General features: G+C 41.2%; 19 protein-coding genes. 8 read left to right on the top strand and 11 right to left on the bottom strand.

Annotation, left to right across the window (positions count from 1 at the left end; genetic code table 11):
* Positions 1-492: a hypothetical protein gene (locus QQK06_RS08950; RefSeq protein ID WP_284244321.1), complete on the bottom strand. Its 492-nt coding sequence runs from the start codon at positions 490-492 to the stop codon at positions 1-3.
* 189 nt (positions 493-681) lie between these two features.
* Between QQK06_RS08950 and ubiD the strand changes: the two genes are divergently transcribed.
* Positions 682-2,151: a 4-hydroxy-3-polyprenylbenzoate decarboxylase gene (gene ubiD, locus QQK06_RS08945; protein ID WP_284244320.1), complete on the top strand. Its 1,470-nt coding sequence runs from the start codon at positions 682-684 to the stop codon at positions 2,149-2,151.
* A gap of 53 nt (positions 2,152-2,204) precedes the next feature.
* Positions 2,205-2,900 (top strand): NAD(P)H-flavin reductase, encoded by a 696-nt coding sequence (fre, locus tag QQK06_RS08940; RefSeq protein ID WP_284244319.1) that lies wholly within the window; start codon positions 2,205-2,207, stop codon positions 2,898-2,900.
* A gap of 122 nt (positions 2,901-3,022) precedes the next feature.
* Here fre and QQK06_RS08935 read toward each other — a convergent pair whose 3' ends face one another.
* The 10 genes from QQK06_RS08935 to cyaY form a co-directional block, all read right to left on the bottom strand.
* The gene (locus QQK06_RS08935) at positions 3,023-3,487 is read right to left on the bottom strand and encodes a glutaredoxin family protein (RefSeq protein WP_284244318.1); all 465 of its coding nucleotides are present in this window, start codon (positions 3,485-3,487) and stop codon (positions 3,023-3,025) included.
* 87 nt (positions 3,488-3,574) lie between these two features.
* Positions 3,575-4,255: a DUF2982 domain-containing protein gene (locus tag QQK06_RS08930; RefSeq protein WP_284244317.1), complete on the bottom strand. Its 681-nt coding sequence runs from the start codon at positions 4,253-4,255 to the stop codon at positions 3,575-3,577.
* Between the two features lie 50 nt (positions 4,256-4,305).
* Entirely contained in the window at positions 4,306-4,773 is a 468-nt protein-coding gene (gene bfr / locus QQK06_RS08925) for a bacterioferritin (RefSeq protein WP_284244316.1), read from the bottom strand.
* A 9-nt stretch (positions 4,774-4,782) separates the two neighbouring features.
* Entirely contained in the window at positions 4,783-5,247 is a 465-nt protein-coding gene (bfr, locus tag QQK06_RS08920) for a bacterioferritin (protein ID WP_284244315.1), read from the bottom strand.
* A 131-nt stretch (positions 5,248-5,378) separates the two neighbouring features.
* Positions 5,379-5,573, bottom strand: a complete 195-nt coding sequence (locus tag QQK06_RS08915) for a (2Fe-2S)-binding protein (protein ID WP_284244314.1) — start codon at positions 5,571-5,573, stop codon at positions 5,379-5,381.
* A gap of 251 nt (positions 5,574-5,824) precedes the next feature.
* Positions 5,825-7,045, bottom strand: coding sequence for a heme biosynthesis HemY N-terminal domain-containing protein (locus QQK06_RS08910; RefSeq protein ID WP_284244313.1), 1,221 nt, complete (start codon positions 7,043-7,045; stop codon positions 5,825-5,827).
* 2 nt (positions 7,046-7,047) lie between these two features.
* The gene (locus QQK06_RS08905; RefSeq protein WP_284244312.1) at positions 7,048-8,376 is read right to left on the bottom strand and encodes a uroporphyrinogen-III C-methyltransferase; all 1,329 of its coding nucleotides are present in this window, start codon (positions 8,374-8,376) and stop codon (positions 7,048-7,050) included.
* A complete protein-coding gene (locus tag QQK06_RS08900; RefSeq protein ID WP_284244311.1) occupies positions 8,369-9,133 on the bottom strand; it encodes a uroporphyrinogen-III synthase in 765 nt (254 codons plus the stop codon). The genes QQK06_RS08905 and QQK06_RS08900 overlap by 8 nt, the downstream gene beginning before the upstream one ends.
* Positions 9,123-10,052, bottom strand: a complete 930-nt coding sequence (gene hemC, locus QQK06_RS08895) for a hydroxymethylbilane synthase (RefSeq protein WP_284244310.1) — start codon at positions 10,050-10,052, stop codon at positions 9,123-9,125. The genes QQK06_RS08900 and hemC overlap by 11 nt, the downstream gene beginning before the upstream one ends.
* 12 nt (positions 10,053-10,064) lie before the next feature.
* Positions 10,065-10,385 carry an iron donor protein CyaY gene (gene cyaY / locus QQK06_RS08890; RefSeq protein ID WP_284244309.1) on the bottom strand — a complete coding sequence of 107 codons (321 nt, stop codon included), beginning with the start codon at positions 10,383-10,385 and terminating at the stop codon, positions 10,065-10,067.
* Positions 10,386-10,495: 110 nt separating this feature from the next.
* Here cyaY and lptM point away from each other — a divergent pair, with 110 nt between their 5' ends.
* The 6 genes from lptM to uvrD are packed head-to-tail and all read left to right on the top strand — an operon-like array spanning position 10,496 to position 16,432.
* Positions 10,496-10,657, top strand: coding sequence for an LPS translocon maturation chaperone LptM (lptM, locus tag QQK06_RS08885; protein WP_284244308.1), 162 nt, complete (start codon positions 10,496-10,498; stop codon positions 10,655-10,657).
* A gap of 5 nt (positions 10,658-10,662) precedes the next feature.
* The gene (lysA, locus tag QQK06_RS08880) at positions 10,663-11,910 is read left to right on the top strand and encodes a diaminopimelate decarboxylase (RefSeq protein WP_284244307.1); all 1,248 of its coding nucleotides are present in this window, start codon (positions 10,663-10,665) and stop codon (positions 11,908-11,910) included.
* 28 nt (positions 11,911-11,938) lie between these two features.
* Positions 11,939-12,769, top strand: a complete 831-nt coding sequence (gene dapF, locus QQK06_RS08875; RefSeq protein WP_284244306.1) for a diaminopimelate epimerase — start codon at positions 11,939-11,941, stop codon at positions 12,767-12,769.
* The gene (locus QQK06_RS08870) at positions 12,766-13,488 is read left to right on the top strand and encodes a DUF484 family protein (protein WP_284244305.1); all 723 of its coding nucleotides are present in this window, start codon (positions 12,766-12,768) and stop codon (positions 13,486-13,488) included. The genes dapF and QQK06_RS08870 overlap by 4 nt, the downstream gene beginning before the upstream one ends.
* A gap of 11 nt (positions 13,489-13,499) precedes the next feature.
* The gene (locus QQK06_RS08865; protein ID WP_284244304.1) at positions 13,500-14,207 is read left to right on the top strand and encodes an HAD-IA family hydrolase; all 708 of its coding nucleotides are present in this window, start codon (positions 13,500-13,502) and stop codon (positions 14,205-14,207) included.
* A 35-nt stretch (positions 14,208-14,242) separates the two neighbouring features.
* A complete protein-coding gene (uvrD, locus tag QQK06_RS08860) occupies positions 14,243-16,432 on the top strand; it encodes a DNA helicase II (RefSeq protein WP_284244303.1) in 2,190 nt (729 codons plus the stop codon).
* Positions 16,433-16,546: the final 114 nt, after the last annotated feature.

Raw genomic sequence — 16,546 nt, 5'->3', positions numbered from 1 at the left:
CTACTTTTTGCGGTATAAACCATCAAAAGCATCTTGCCAGTTATCTTCATTTGGCTTTTTGGTTTGCCAATGCTGACGTACTGAACCATCTTTATTTGCGGTCCAGATAATGCGCTGCATCACCGTTTCTCCGTTCTGTTCTAGGCTACCCGACAATATCATTTGATTAGCTACTCTATTGCCGGTCAATATGAGTAACAAACCGCTGTTATCAGTCCAGGTTTGATGCCATTTTCCTGAGTTTTTATCGTATATATTGAAGCTTTTTCCTGTGTATCCTGAGGGGGTTGAGTATTCTTCAAGTATGGTACAGCCGTCGTTGATTTGGCTAATTTTGCTAGTACGAACAATATTGTCTTTTGTGGTGGTGACTTGCCATTGACCGAGCCAAAAATCAAATGCTCGGTAATTTTTATCACTACAGTTATTTATCGCTGCCTGACTAGAGACGGTTAGTAATAAACAGCATAATGTCAAGAAAGTGTTTTTCATTTGAGTACTCCTTACTGAGTGAAGAGTGATTTTTATCTTATTGTTTAAGCATAATGATTCGCTTGTCAGTTGTTGGTAATTTGCGATAAATGCACCATAAGTTAAGTTATATCCCCCTAAGATCAGTGAATTATTATGCCTTTATGATACAGATCAGTATAATGGCAAAAAATTTTTAAAAAGATGCCAATGAAATACAGTGATTTAAGGGATTTTATTGACCAGCTGGAACAACTTGGTTTGCTAAAGCGTATCAAGCAACCTATTTCAACTGAGTTAATGATGACAGAAATTAGCGATCGAACGCTAAGAGCGGGCGGTCCTGCGTTGTTATTTGAAAACCCTGTTGGCTATGATGTGCCTGTATTAACTAACTTGTTTGGTACGCCTGAGCGGGTAGCACTTGCTATGGGACAACAAGATGTTTCCTCATTGCGGGAGGTGGGTAAATTATTAGCCACTTTGAAAGAACCTGAGCCGCCAAAGGGCTTTAAAGATGCTTTGGATAAATTACCGCTGTATAAGCAAGTGCTTAATATGCCGGTAAAAGTAGTGAAAAAACCGTTGTGCCAACAGCAAGTATTCAGTGGTGATGAGGTTGATCTGACTCAATTACCGATCCAAAAATGTTGGCCTGGTGACGTTGCTCCCTTGATCACTTGGGGTTTAACCGTGACTCGTGGACCTCATAAAGAGCGTCAAAACTTAGGAATATACCGTCAGCAATTATTAGGCAGAAATAAAATTATTATGCGTTGGTTATCCCATCGTGGTGGCGCATTGGATTTCCAAGAGTTCAAGAAAACGAACCCTGGTGAAAAGTATCCTGTATCAGTTGCTTTAGGCGCTGATCCTGCAACTATTTTAGGAGCGGTGACACCGGTACCTGATACGTTATCTGAATATGCCTTTGCCGGCTTATTGCGTGGTGCAAAGACGGAAGTGGCCAAATGTATCAGTAATGATTTGGAAGTACCAGCAACAGCTGAAATCATTTTGGAAGGTTATATTGATCCTGATGAAATGGCGCCAGAAGGGCCATATGGTGACCATACTGGCTACTATAATGAAGTGGATGATTTTCCGGTGTTTACCGTGACTCATATAACCCAGCGGAAAGCGCCGATCTATCATAGTACCTATACCGGCAGGCCACCCGATGAACCTGCTATTTTAGGTGTTGCATTAAACGAAGTGTTTGTGCCTATTTTGCAAAAGCAGTTTCCGGAAATTCAGGACTTTTATTTACCGCCAGAAGGTTGTTCGTATCGTTTGGCAGTGGTTACTATTAAAAAGCAATATGCCGGGCACGCCAAACGGGTGATGATGGGGGTGTGGTCGTTCTTGCGTCAGTTTATGTACACTAAGTTTGTTATTGTTTGTGATGACGATATCAACGCCCGGGATTGGCAAGATGTTATTTGGGCGATGACTACTCGGATGGATCCGAGCCGAGATACAGTGTTAATTGAGAATACCCCAATTGATTATTTAGATTTTGCCTCGCCAGTTTCCGGGCTAGGATCAAAAATGGGTATGGATGCCACTAATAAATGGCCGGGTGAAACAGACAGAGAATGGGGTGAACCCATAGTAATGGATAGCAGCGTTAAACAGGCTGTTGATGAAATTTGGAGTGAACTCAATATCTTTGAGTAACTCAAACTGATAAAGAGTAAATAGCGCTGGCTATTTAAAACATAGGTTGATAAATGAAAGAAATACAATGTCAGGTTCAGTCAATATCATCATTAACTGAGTATGTTTATAAGGTATTACTGAAGCCTGAGCAGCAGGTGGAGTTTTTGCCCGGGCAATATTTAAATTTTGTCATGGCTAAAGATGATAAACGGCCATTTTCTATTGCCAGTGCTCCAGATAACGAACTAATCGAACTACAAATTGGTGCCTTTGGTGCCGACAGTTACCCGATGCAGGTCATTGAGCGTATTAAAGAAAATAAAACTGTGACCGTTGAAATGCCATTAGGGAAAGCCCAGTTAAATACTGACAGTGAACGCCCCTTATTATTGATAGCTGGCGGTACTGGCTTTTCCTATATCAAATCTATGTTTGAATATTTGGCTAACACCCATTCTAAGCGTCAGGTTGTGGTTTATTGGGGGTTAAGAGATCCAAGTGCCTGCTATGAATTAGATAAAACCACAGACACAATTAATAAATTAGCTAATGGTTGTTTTCACCCTGTCGTCGAAACACCTCACGATGATTGGCAAGGCCGTATTGGGATGGTACATAAAGTGGTGATGAAAGATATCGAAAACTTAGCGGATTATGATATTTATATCGCTGGGCGCTTTGATATGGTTGCGGTGGTTAGAGATGACTTTGTCGCTCAAGGCGCAGATATCAATCATATGTACGCCGATGCTTTTGCTTATATCTAATACTCTTACATAAATACTAACTTAAGCAGTCAGGTTCAATGGTAAACAGTGAAACCAGACTGCTATAACAATGCAGCAAGTCATGCTTGGTTAAATTAGCCCATTATTTTTTAATGCTCAGATTAGCTGTTTTTTGCGTACATTTTTTTAAACCTGGCAACACTAAAACCGGTCATTTTGTATTTCCCCCAAAATAACACTGGCACGCCTGTACCGCCAAAGTTTGTAAATTCGCGCTGGTATTTTTCTGAGGTTTCAATATTTTTTTCTTTATAGCGAATGTTATTTTCAGCAAAATATTTTCTTGCCTTAGCGCAGTAACCACAGCGAGAGGTGGTATACATCACTAGATTATTAGTTTGGCTATATTTAAGCGCCTGATATGGTGCTATTTTTATCGCAACTTGAGTATAGCTGCTATATTTTGACGTTAATGCTTGTTTATCTATGGTTTTAGCGTCAAAGTCTGCTGGCTGCTTATCGCTATAATGCACCTTGCCGTCTTTATCTAGCCACTTATAGATTTCCGCCGTTGTCCCCGGTATGGCTATAAATAATAATAACCAGTAAATTATCGATCTTTGCATTGCTATATCCTTATATGATTGCCAACTCTTTATTGCACAGTGTAGTAAAGAGTTGGCAGCTCAGCGAAAGAAGTTATAAAACTTGAGCTAGTGCGACGATTGATAATTTTTTGCGGCACTTTTGCATTGTTTCAGTAACTGTGCGAATGCGTCAACATCACGATCTATATATGAATCATTAATAAAAATATCAGCACCAAGTGCTTGATGTAATGCGCGGCATTGGTGAAAGAAACCCGCCAGTGGTCCTTTGATCTCATCGCCATTTTGGCACTTATAACCATCAAAACTGATGATAGCACTTTCGATAGGCATTAACTCTCTGGCGACACAATACGTGACTAATGGCTTTTGTTCATGAATCAAATGATTGGCAAGCCGTGGTGAAATATGATCTTTAAGCTGTTCAAAGGAGTGTAGTGTGAGTCCGATATAGCAAAGCTGCTCCTGGGTGATGCCATAAGTATTGGTAATAGGGTGAATGGTGCGAATATTGTCCCAGGGAATTTGCCAGCGCCCTTTTCGATGATAAAAAGTGATGTGCTCTGGCGATAAAATAAAGCTATTTTTCGGTTCCAGTAGTTTAAGTATCCCTAAAAAGATAAATGACAGGCTCAGTAATAACAGTAGCATGAGTGAGAACTTCGCCTGTTGCCAATAAAATTGACTGACTAACAACACAACTAACAGCGCAAGTACACTGCATAAGGTGATAAACCAGGCGTTACGTTTGGCTTTAGCGGCAATTCTTATCTCTGGTTGTTGCATTTATCCCTCGGATTGCTAACCGTAGCCGTTATACGTTATGCCTATTATTGTTAAAGTTGTGACTGTAAGTAGTTTTCTAAGCCAATTTTGTCGATTAGCCCCAACTGTTGTTCTAGCCAGAATGCATGGTCAACTTCGGTATCATTGATCAAAGTTTGTAGCATATCCCGGGTGACAAAATCTTGCTTTTGTTCACACAATGCCATCACTTCTTTGAGTTTGTTATCGACAGCATATTCGACTCGTAAATCGCTAGCGAGCATTTCTGGGACATCGCTACCGATTTTAAGGCCGTCACGGGTGGTCATATCGGGCACACCTTCTAAAAACAAGATACGCTCGATTAGTGCTGAGGCGTGTGACTTTTCATCGTCAAATTCATGATCGATGCGGGTAAACAATTTGTCAAAACCCCAGTCTTGATACATCCGTGAATGAATAAAATACTGATCCATGGCTGCTAACTCAAATGCCAGTAAATGATTGAGCTGTGTGATAATTTCTTTATCGCCTTTCATAACGGGCTCCTATAACTGTGCTTGCAGGTAGTTATCAATTTTCATGGTGGCTATTTGATATTGTTGCGCTTCTAGCCAGTCAATATGTTCTTCTTCCTGATGAAGAATTTCTACTAGCATATCCCGGCTGACAAAATCTTTGCGTTGTTCGCACAGCACTATCGCTGATTTTATCGTCGCCAGTTGTGTTAACTGAAATTTCATATCACAGTTCAACATTTCTTCCGCATGTTCACCAATAGCTAGTGCGCCTAATTGCTGTAAATTTGGTAAACCTTCGAGAAACAAAATGCGCTCAATCAATTTGTCAGCTTGTTTCATATCGAGAATCGATTTTTTATAGCACTTCTCGTTAAGTTGATGAAAGCCCCAGTTTTTGTATATGCGGGCGTGGAGAAAATATTGGTTAATCGAAGTTAACTCGCTGGTTAATACTTTATTGAGCTGTGTGATGATTTCACTTTGACTTTTCATAATGATGACTAAGTTGAACAAGGTATCATTAGTATAGAGACCAAAGGGGAAAGTTCAATATTTACTTTGAAAAACAAACGTTTGAAAATAGTAATGGTTTTTGTTTAAGTTAATGTTTTGGCAGGAATAAATTAGCCGACGTCTTTAAACAGACCTTCATCAATAATGGTGTTATTGATCACTTGTTGAATAACTTTAGTGCAGGAGCCGCATTGTGAGGAGACATCAAGATGTTTTTTCAGTTCACGAATAGAACCAACACCGCCTTCGATGACATGTTGTGCCACTTGTTTATCCGTAATGCCTTTACAAATGCAAACGTACATTTTTACCACTTAACCTCAACCGAAATCTTAACGCAAGTGATAATAGTTCTTGTTTGGTTTTTAGTCAAGAAGAATTTAGATTGAAATAGATTGATAAAAGATGCTTTACCGATTCAGTGTTAAGGCATTAAGGGGCAAACGCCCCTTAATGCGGTGATTATTATCGCTATGAAATTTGAATAGCTAACAAGGGCAAAGGTATTCATTCAGGAAATTAAGCTCCCTTTGCTTTTGTATGAACTAACTATTGCTTAGCCATTAATGGTAATTAAAGCATTATCGGTTAAGTGAGCTGCTTTTCTCAGTACTTCATTCGCTTTGGCTAATTCTCCTTGCTGTTGTAGTACTTCGGCAAAGGTCAGTAAGTCGGTCTTATCATATTGTTCACCGTCTAGGTGAACTAAGGTGTTGAAGGCTTTTTCCGCTGTTGGCCATTGCTTAGCTTTGGCACAAAGGTGGGCTAATGTACTAAGCCACTGAGCATTTTGTTGGTCATTGTGAAGATGCTTTTGCACTGCCTGAATTAACTCGTCACATGCGGTGAGCGGTAGAGTACGCATTTGTTTAAGTAAGACATCATTACTTTCTTTTTTGATCACGGGTAACAAGATTTTACTTAATGGCTGATGAATTTGGTGCTCAGCCAGTACTCGGCAATAGGCAAAGACCACAGCTGTGCGTTGTTTGACTTTTCGCCCTAAATTATCCCAATACTGTTGCAGTGCTTGATTATCATGCTGATTTATTTGCTGATTAAATGCACCATAAAATCCCTGAGCTTCCCAGTGCTCAATCCGTTCTGGTGTAATTTCTTTGTTTTTTCGGGCTGCTTTCAGTTGTTCAACGACATAATCATATCTTTGTTCAATTAAACTTAATTCGATTTCTAATGCTAATAACCTGCTGTCGTGACCAATGAACTTATGATGTTGATCGATAAGGGCACGGGCTTGCTTAAACTCTTTATGTTTGAGCAGTATGCTTAAGGTCACTAATACCGACTCTAGACCGACATCTTTTAAATTTTGATTATACTGTTGCAGCTGAGCTAAATAATGCTTGCTGTTGCTTGCCAGCCCTTGCTTATCTGCGGCACTGGCAGCTAATAGGTAAGCTATTTGCTGTGCCTTGGCGGATTCTGCACATTTTACTAATAAGTGTTCTGCTTGTTGATTATCGCCTAAGACATAAGCGGCTATCCCCTGATTTAATTGGCGTAGTCCTTTACGCTGTCCGGCAAACAACAGTTTATTCCAGGCAGCTAAACTAAATGACATTCCACCTTTAAACAGCTTTAATGACATTGCCAGTGCGATAAAAAGTACTAGCAACATAATACTGGCAGTGACCACGGTAGACTCAATCGTAATGTCTCCCATGGCAATTAAAATATAACCTTTCTCGCCAATTAATACCGGACTAATGGCAACGGCAGCAAAAAATAGTAACAGTACAAGGATCAGGCGCTTCATGATTAGGCCTCCTCATTGCTTACGGGTTGCTGCTTAACTGGTTGCTCTGGTGCTGCTTTAGGCGTCTGCTCTTGGTTGGTTTTATCACTCTCAGCATCAGTTGCTTGTCCAGGTTCAATCGTTGGCTGGGTTATCTGTGAGTTACTTTTTTGTGTTAACAATTGACGTATTGCCTGATGTGATTGTAACTGGATGGCATAGTCATAGCTGATGATTTTATCTTTAAGCAATTGTAGTGATTGATAAAACTTAGCCGTTTCTAAATGGCCCAGATCAAAATACTCACGTAACCAGAGCTGTGCCTCGTCCATATATTGCTGATATAAAGGAGTATTTTCTTTGCTAGCTGCCCATTGCAGTTGTTGCAGCTTGAGCGCTAAATTTTCTTTTAAATGTTGTTGTTGCTCAGGTGCCATCAGTGGTTCTACTTGCCCCGTTCTTCGGCGCACAGTAATAAAGTCAGCAAGGAATTTACGCCAGGTTTTGACCAGGTTCGCTCGCCAATCTGCTGCATCTTGTGACAATTGCAAATCTTGTTGTTGCTCTTGACTGTCAGGTATTTTTGCCATGGCAAAGCTTAACTGTGGGAGTTGCTTACTTAATGCCATTAGCTGTAACAGTACCTCTTCGGTATCCAGTTGTGGCATTAATTTTAGCGCTTCAATATCTTGATAAATATGCTGACGAATTGGCAGATATTGCGGATCATTGAGTTGTTTGATTCGGTGTTCTGCATCGTTTAACAATGCAATTGCTGCCTGAGTATCGTGCTCTAACCATAATGTACGGGCGGCAATTCGGGTTAAATATTCCGCTTCGTGTACCAGCCAGTCGCTCGGTTGATTTTGTTCAAAACGGGCAATTTGCTGTTCCAGTTGCGTAATACGTGTCTGGCTACTTTCTGTTAGCTCAGCAAGTGCGGTTTGTATTTGCTGTTGAGTAAGTGCTTGTTGTTGGTTCACTAGTTGCTGCAGCTGCTTAATATTTTGTTGCGCTTTGCTATCGACCTGAGCCAGTAGTTGTTTGTTTTGTTCACTATTTTGCTGGCTGTGTAAATAATGGATGGCGGCTACGCCAGCACCACTGGCTATTGCGATGACCAGTGCCAGTACTGCCGTTTTCGATAGTTTATTACTACTTGTTGAGTTAGTTGTTTGTGTGTTTCGTTGTGCTTTCAAAGTATGCTCTTCTTTTGTTTTTACTTTGCTGTTTGCTTCACTAGTTTTCGCTGATTGTGTAGTAATTTTATCTTGAGACATTGGAGTTTCAGGCAACTGATCGTTTGACTGTTGAGTGTTGCTATCTGCAGGTGTGTTTTTATTGTCAGTCATGTTCAAGTCCCATAGTCAGTACGGCGTTAACAATTGCTTGGTGATCAGCCCCTTGGGCGTTGATCACTTTTTTTAGACCAAGCTGCTGTGCTGTTTGTTTTATTCTTTCACTGGCGACTACCCATAAGCATGTGTTTTGCCAGAAGTTATCCTTAATATTGATCAAGTCTACTACACGTTGCAATAAAGCGTTACTGGTAATGATGACACCGGCAACATTTTTTTGTTGCCAAAGCTCGAATACTTGTTCGGTCATTGAAAGCCATACCCTTTGGTAGCTTTCCAGGTACTGAGTATCAGCACCACGTTGCCTTAACTGAGTTGCTAACAATTCCCTGCCACCATTACCGCGAACAATTAATACCGTCGGGTGGTTTGCTAACTGTGCCGCGCTTAATTGTGGCAAGCTGAGCATGCCCTCAGTGTCGTGTTGGCTTGGACAAATTGACTCTACGCCAAGGGCAGTTAATGTTTGTCGTGTCGCTTGACCGACAGCTATTACTGTGGTGCTAGCGCTGATCCAATGACTAAGTGGATAAGCCTGGTTGGCATAATTCACTGCGGCGACACTGACAAAGATGAGAATATGTGGTTGAACGTTCTGTTGTACGTTGAGTATTTCGGCTTTGTTAGTCGCTAGTTGATATTCAAATAATGGCTGACAAATACTGTCTACACCAGCTTGCAGCAAGGCTTGTTTTAATTGTAAGCCTTGCTTTTCAGGACGGGTAATAACAAACGGTAATTTATTGATCATATACCTGTTTTAAAATGCTATCAGCACCTTGCGCTAATAGTTTTTCCGCCAGTTGTAGCCCAAGTTGCTCTGCCTGGCTTACATCACCAGAGACTTGATCTTTGATAATTTGTGAACCATCAACGGCGCCAACTAGCCCGCGTAAATGAATGTGTTGTTGCTCAATTTCAGCATAACTGCCAATCGGCACCTGACAACCTCCTTCTAATGCTTTGTTCATAGCGCGCTCGGCTAAGACCCGTGTTCGGGTTGTAGTACATTCTAGCGGTGCTAATAGCGCTTTGATGGTGTTGTCGTCAGTTCGACATTCGATACCGACAGCACCTTGGCCATTGGCGGGTAACATCACTTCAGGTGCAATAAATTCTTTAATGCGTTCAGGCATTTCTAAGCGGATCAAACCCGCGGCGGCTAAAATAATGGCATCGTAATCGCCGTTATCGAGTTTTGCTAATCGGGTGTTAACATTACCGCGCAGATCTCTAATATCTAGATCAGGGCGTAGCGCTTTTATCTGGCATTGGCGGCGTAAGCTTGAAGTACCCACAACTGCGCCATGAGGTAACTCTTCAAAGCTGGCGATGTTATTGGAAACAAAGGCATCGCGCGGATCTTCACGCGGACAAATAACTTCGAGTCCTAATCCTTCTGGAAACTCAACCGGGACATCTTTCATTGAATGTACTGCGATATCGGCTCGGTTTTCTAACATTGCCACTTCCAGTTCTTTAACAAATAGCCCTTTGCCACCAACTTTTGCTAATGGAGTATCTAAAATGATATCCCCTTTTGTGGTCATAGGGACTAATTCTACCTTAATGTTTGCATGGAAATGTTCAAGCTGTGCTTTAACATATTCAGCCTGCCATAAGGCAAGCGCACTTTTACGGGTGGCGATACGTACGGTTTTGTCGGTCATTTGATATCCTGTTTATGCTGCGCTGAGGCTGATGTCGGCTTCTGCCTGAGTACTCACGGCTTGGGAGATAAATTGCCAAAATTCGTCACCGCCGCGTTTGTCTGTCCATTGCTGATCTTGGTATTGGAAATGATGGCCGTTGAATTTTGTTGCTACCCAAATTTCATGGAGCGGAGCTTGTTTATTGATAATAATTTTTGAACCATTTTTGAATGTTAGAGTTAACATACCGCCAACGCCTTCATAATCAATATCAACACCACAGTCTTCAATTGCTTCTTCTAATGCTAATAACAGTTCATCCGCCATTAAATTGTATTGGGTATCGTTCATTTATTCGCCCTTTAAATAAAAAGTTGATTAATAGCTTTTGTTTAGCTTGTATTTGATGGTCATCAGATTATAAAACGTCTATCATGGGAAAAAAATCGAATTAATCAAAAATGCGTAAACTAAATTCATTAATTTTAACTACTGTATTGATCTTAAGCTCGCTATCTGGCTGTGGCATGTCTGGTCCCTTGTATCAGGAAAAAGAACCAACATCGGCTACAAGCCCAGACACTCAAGATAAACAAATTAATGCAGATGAACAACAGGAATAATCGTTGTGGATTTTTTTAATCGTAAAGGTACTGAATTATACGCAGAAGATTGTGCGGTTGCTGATTTAGCAAAAACTTATGGTACGCCGTTATTTGTTTATTCTCGAGCGACTATTGAACGTCATTGGCATGCGTTTGATCAGGCGGCAGGTGAGCGTCCTCATCTCGTTTGTTATGCGGTCAAGGCTAATAGTAATTTGGCGGTACTAAACGTGCTGGCGCGCTTAGGTTCTGGTTTTGATATCGTTTCGCAAGGTGAACTTGCCCGGGTTATTGCCGCTGGTGGTGATCCGGCGAAAGTGGTGTTTTCCGGTGTTGGTAAAAAATCTGCAGAAATTGCCTACGCATTACAGCAAGGTATTTATTGTTTTAATGTTGAATCAGAAGCTGAGTTAGATCGTATTCAGCAGGTAGCTCAGCAGCTGAATGTGATAGCGCCAATTTCATTACGAGTTAATCCTGATGTTGATGCCGGTACTCATCCCTATATTTCTACTGGCCTGAAAGAAAATAAGTTTGGCGTCAGTATTAGCGATGCGCATCGTATTTACGCTAAAGCTGAAAGTTATCCTCATATTGCGGTTAAAGGCATCGATTGCCATATTGGTTCTCAGCTGACTGAAATTAACCCGTTTTTAGATGCGTTAGAGCGTATCTTATTGCTGGTTGATAATCTTGCACAGCAAGGGATAGAATTATCTCATATTGATGTTGGTGGTGGATTAGGGGTCTGTTATCAGGATGAACAACCGCCTCACCCTAATGAATATGCTAAGGCAATTGCCGATAAACTAGCAGATCGTGATATTACCTTAATTTACGAACCCGGCCGAGCCATTATGGCCAATGCTGGGATCTTAGTGACAGAAGTTGAGTTTCTTAAAACCAACCAAGATCGACATTTTGCTATCGTTGATGGCGCAATGAATGATCTGATCCGCCCGTCGTTATATCAGGCGTGGCAAAACATTATTCCTGTCGTTGAAAGACCTGAGCTAGCTAAGCAATGTTACGATATCGTCGGTCCAGTGTGTGAAACTGGAGATTTTTTAGGTAAAAATCGAGAGCTGGCGATTAACGCCGGAGATTTACTGGCAGTGCGTTCATCCGGCGCTTACGGTTTTACCATGAGTTCCAATTATAATAGCCGACCACGTGCCGCCGAAATTATGGTAGATGGTGAACAGGTCTATGTGGTACGTGAACGCGAAACCATTGAAAGTTTATGGCAAGGTGAGTCGTTATTACCTTAAGTGAAGGCGTTTAAGACGAGATTAATAGATGCTAGTTAAATTTTCCAAAATGCACGGTTTAGGTAATGACTTTTTAATGCTGGATAATGTCACCCAGAATGTCTATTTGCCCAATGATCAGATTCGATTATTAGCTGATAGAAATTTTGGTATCGGCTTTGATCAGCTGCTAGTCGTTGAACCGCCATATGATCCGGATTTAGATTTTCATTATCGTATTTTTAATGCTGATGGCAGTGAAGTGAGTCAATGTGGCAATGGTGCCCGTTGTTTTGCTAAGTTTGTTCGAATGAAAGGCTTGATTAACCGTAATAAAATACGGGTATCAACCCATGCCGGTAAAATGACTCTATATGCCGAGCGCGACGGTAATATTACCGTCACTATGCCAGTGCCTCAGTTTGAACCGAATAAAATCCCATTTACGGCCCAGAAAGTTGAAGGCACTTATATTCTGCTCACTGAAGAAGAAACTGTCTTATGTGGTGCTGTATCTATGGGGAATCCTCATTGTGTATTAACGGTGGATGATATTGACAATGCGCCGGTTGAGCGCTTAGGCAAGCAATTAACGAGTCATGAACGTTTTCCTAAAGGTGTGAATGTCGGTTTTATGCAAGTGGTATCCCCGGAGTTTGTTAAACTTAGAGTATACGAGCGCGGTACGGGAGAAACTTTGGCTTGTGGTAGTGGTGCCTGTGCGGCGGTAGTGGTTGGCCAAATGCAGAAAAAGTTAGCAAAACAGGTTACCGTGCAGTTACCTGGCGGTAAGTTAAAAATATTTTGGAAAGGACCAGGTAGCCCGGTAAAAATGACAGGGCCTGCAGTTCATGTATTTGATGGGCAATTTCATCTATGAGTAAAAAATCACATTCCAGTACATCTAAGGTACAGCAACAAGAAATGATGCAAAGCGAAGAAATAACCTTAACTGATGACATCGTCGTTAGTTTTTTAGAAGACAATCCCGAATTTTTTAATCGCCATCCTGAACTGGCGACTAGCTTACGGGTTAGCGATCAACATCGAGGCACAGTGTCGTTGGTGGAACGTCAGCAACAGCAATTACGACAAAAAATTCACGGTCTTGAAGAAGAAATCACTCAGTTAATGGCGATAGCGAATCAAAATGAGCAGTTATTTACCTTATACAGTGACTTATATTTACGATTAATTGATTGTCAAAGTGCCGAAGAGTTACTTGATTGCTTGTTTAAAGCAACCACAGAGTTATTGTCATTAACAGATATGAAACTGTGGTTGGTAGCGCCGGGCGAATTTAGTCATGCCTGTCTGGTTGAGAAAGACTGTGGCGGTATCTTGCAAAATCGATTGGCAAAAGATCAATATTATTTTGGTCGTATCCAGCAAAGTGAACAGGAAATGATATTTTCCGGTCAGTGTTTAGGTTCAGTGGTATTAATTAAGCTACAGCACCAGCAGCAAGTATTAGGCTTTCTCGCCATTAGCAGCCAGGATGCCGAACATTTTGATCCCCGGATGGATACCTTGCTGTTGAGCCAGTTTAGAAAATTAGTAGCAAAATTGCTGGAAAGATTCTTAGTGAATGAGGCTTAGTCTTATTTTTTATGCAGTTTTATCGGCGGTTAGCACCTTTTAAAGCCATCAGTTTTGATTTAGATGATACCTTGTATCATAACTATCCGGTAATGATGGCGACTGACGCGAAAATGATCGCTTATTTTCGGCGTCTATTGCCACGGGTAACGTTTGATTGTGATTATCGTTTTTGGTTTCAATATCGCCAACAAGCGTTAGTTAATCTACCTAAGCTCAAACATGATGTAGGTGCTTTGCGTTTTGAAAGCTATCTGTTAGGTTTATCCGCATTAGGTTTTAGCGCCGATGATGCTAAAAAGATGGCACAGCAGGCACTGGATTATTTTATTGTGCAACGTAGTGATTTTACTGTCCCTGATGAGGTGCATCATTTACTCACTCAGTTGCAACGGCATTGGCCGTTAATTGCAATTAGCAATGGTAATGTAGATACACAGTCGATAGGCATTCATCATTATTTTAGTGCGATATATCATGCCGGTAATGGTTTAAAGCAAAAACCCGCCTCAGATATGTTTCAACAAGCTTGTCAGCAATTTAATTTATTGCCTGAACACTTGCTGCATGTGGGGGATTGTGGCGCTAATGATGTTATCGGTGCGATTCGCCATGGCTGTCAAACAGCTTGGGTATCGACTTATGATGTTGGTAAACCGTTAAGGGTATTACCGACATTGGCATTAAGCGATGTTACAGAATTACAACGCTTGATATAATCTCCTTTCATTTATTTTTTTCGAGTTTACCTGCTATGGATGTCTCTGAACTGCTTGATTCCTTAAACGATAAACAACGTGATGTTGTTGCTGCACCGCTACAAAACATGCTGGTACTGGCAGGTGCAGGTAGTGGTAAAACACGGGTACTGGTGCAGCGCATTGCCTGGTTAATGAAGGTTGAGCATGTTTCGCCCCATAGTATATTGGCGGTGACCTTTACTAATAAAGCCGCAGCGGAAATGCGTTCACGGGTTGAACAGGCCGTTGGCGGTAATGTTCATGGTATGTGGATTGGCACCTTTCATGGATTGGCACACCGATTATTAAGAATGCATTTTCAAGAGGCAAAATTGCCTCAGGCATTTCAGGTACTGGATTCTGATGACCAGCTGCGTTTAGTTAAACGTGTGGTACGGGCATTAAATCTCGATGAAAAACGTTGGCCGGCAAAACAAATGCAGTGGTATATCAACGGTAAAAAAGATGAAGGCTTACGCCCGCAACACATTGAAACTCACTATGACCCGACAGAAGAAACCTTTGTTAAAGTGTATCAGGCATATCAGGACGCCTGTGATCGCGCAGGGTTAGTGGATTTTGCCGAACTATTATTGCGCGCTCATGAGCTGTGGCTAAACCACCCTATTCTTTTACAACATTATCAGCAACGCTTCACTCATGTGTTAGTGGACGAATTCCAAGATACCAATGCTATTCAATACGCCTGGTTAACCATGCTCGGACGAGAGCAAGGAAAAGTAATGATAGTGGGTGATGATGATCAGTCAATTTATGGCTGGCGTGGCGCAAAAATTGAAAATATCCAGCGTTTCTTAAAAGATTTTGATGGTGCACAAACGATACGCTTAGAGCAAAACTATCGCTCAACCGCCAATATACTTAATGCGGCAAATAAGTTAATTGCTAATAACAATAACCGCTTAGGTAAAGATTTATGGACTCAAGATGATGCCGGCGAGAAAATTTCTGTTTATACTGCATTTAATGAGATAGATGAAGCCCGTTTTATTGCTGGCAGAATTACTGAATGGCAAAAGCGTGATTTGGCTGCTAGTGAAGATTCACTCGATGATGTTGCTATCTTATATCGTAGTAATGCTCAGTCGCGCTTATTAGAAGAAGCATTATTGCAAGCGAACTTGCCCTATCGCATTTATGGTGGCTTGCGCTTTTTTGAGCGCCAGGAGATTAAAGATGCATTGGCTTATTTACGCCTGATTAATAATCGGGATGATGATGCCGCGTTTGAACGTATAATTAATACCCCGACCCGAGGGATAGGTAACACCACATTATCATTAGTGCGTGATGCCGCACGTAGCATGGAAGTGACGTTATGGCGGGCCTGTCAAACCATGTTAATCAATCAGGAACTGAAAGGACGAAGTGCTAAAGTGATCCGTCAGTTTATTGAATTGATTGAACAACTGGAAGATGATTCAATTAATCTCGACCTCGATCAGCAAGCCAACTTTGTTATTCAGCACAGTGGCTTAAAAGCTATGTATCAGGCGGAAAAAGGTGAACGCGCCGAGGCAAGAATTGAAAACCTCAATGAGCTGGTCACTGCTTGTCAGACTTTTGAGATGGACCCTGAATTAATGGAAGAGCAAAGTCAGTTAACTGCATTTTTAACTCATGCAGCTTTGGAGTCGGGTGAATCCCAAGCTGATGAATATGAACCTGCAGTACAGCTAATGACTATGCACTCAGCCAAAGGCTTAGAATTTAAGCTAGTATTTATCGCTGGTTTGGAAGAAGGGATGTTTCCTTCACAACAGTCGGTAGAGGATATTGGCCGTTTAGAAGAAGAACGACGTTTATGTTACGTTGGTATGACGCGGGCCATGGAAAAGTTATATCTTTGTCATGCGGAAAGTCGTCGTTTATATGGCCAAGAAAAATATCACAGCCCGAGTCGTTTCCTCAAAGAGTTACCGGGCGAATATACCGAAGAAATACGTTTACAAAATCAGGTTTCCCGACCTAAATCAAGTGGTCGCTTCTCCAATACTATTAGTCTGGAAACTTTTGAAAACTCAGGTTTTAAATTAGGGCAGTCCGTGTTACATCAAAAATTTGGTGAAGGCGTGGTGCTAAACTATGAAGGGAATGGAGCACAAAGCCGTGTTCAGGTGAATTTTGCTGATGTTGGCAGCAAATGGTTAGTGGTAGCCTATGCTAATTTAACAGCCCTGTAGCTGGAATATTTATCCGTTATAAAAATTACGCGTGCTTTGTTAGATAAAAATAAGTAGAGTATTTAATGCACTACCTAATGTAAGAGTTATTTTTTTGATGCTATTGAAATGGTT

Origin of the sequence: Thalassotalea insulae (genome assembly GCF_030161395.1) — a bacterium.
GTDB classification, from domain to species: Bacteria; Pseudomonadota; Gammaproteobacteria; order Enterobacterales; family Alteromonadaceae; genus Thalassotalea_E; species Thalassotalea_E insulae.
Note: the sequence above shows the minus strand (reverse complement) of the source record. Positions and strands in the feature narration are given on the sequence as shown.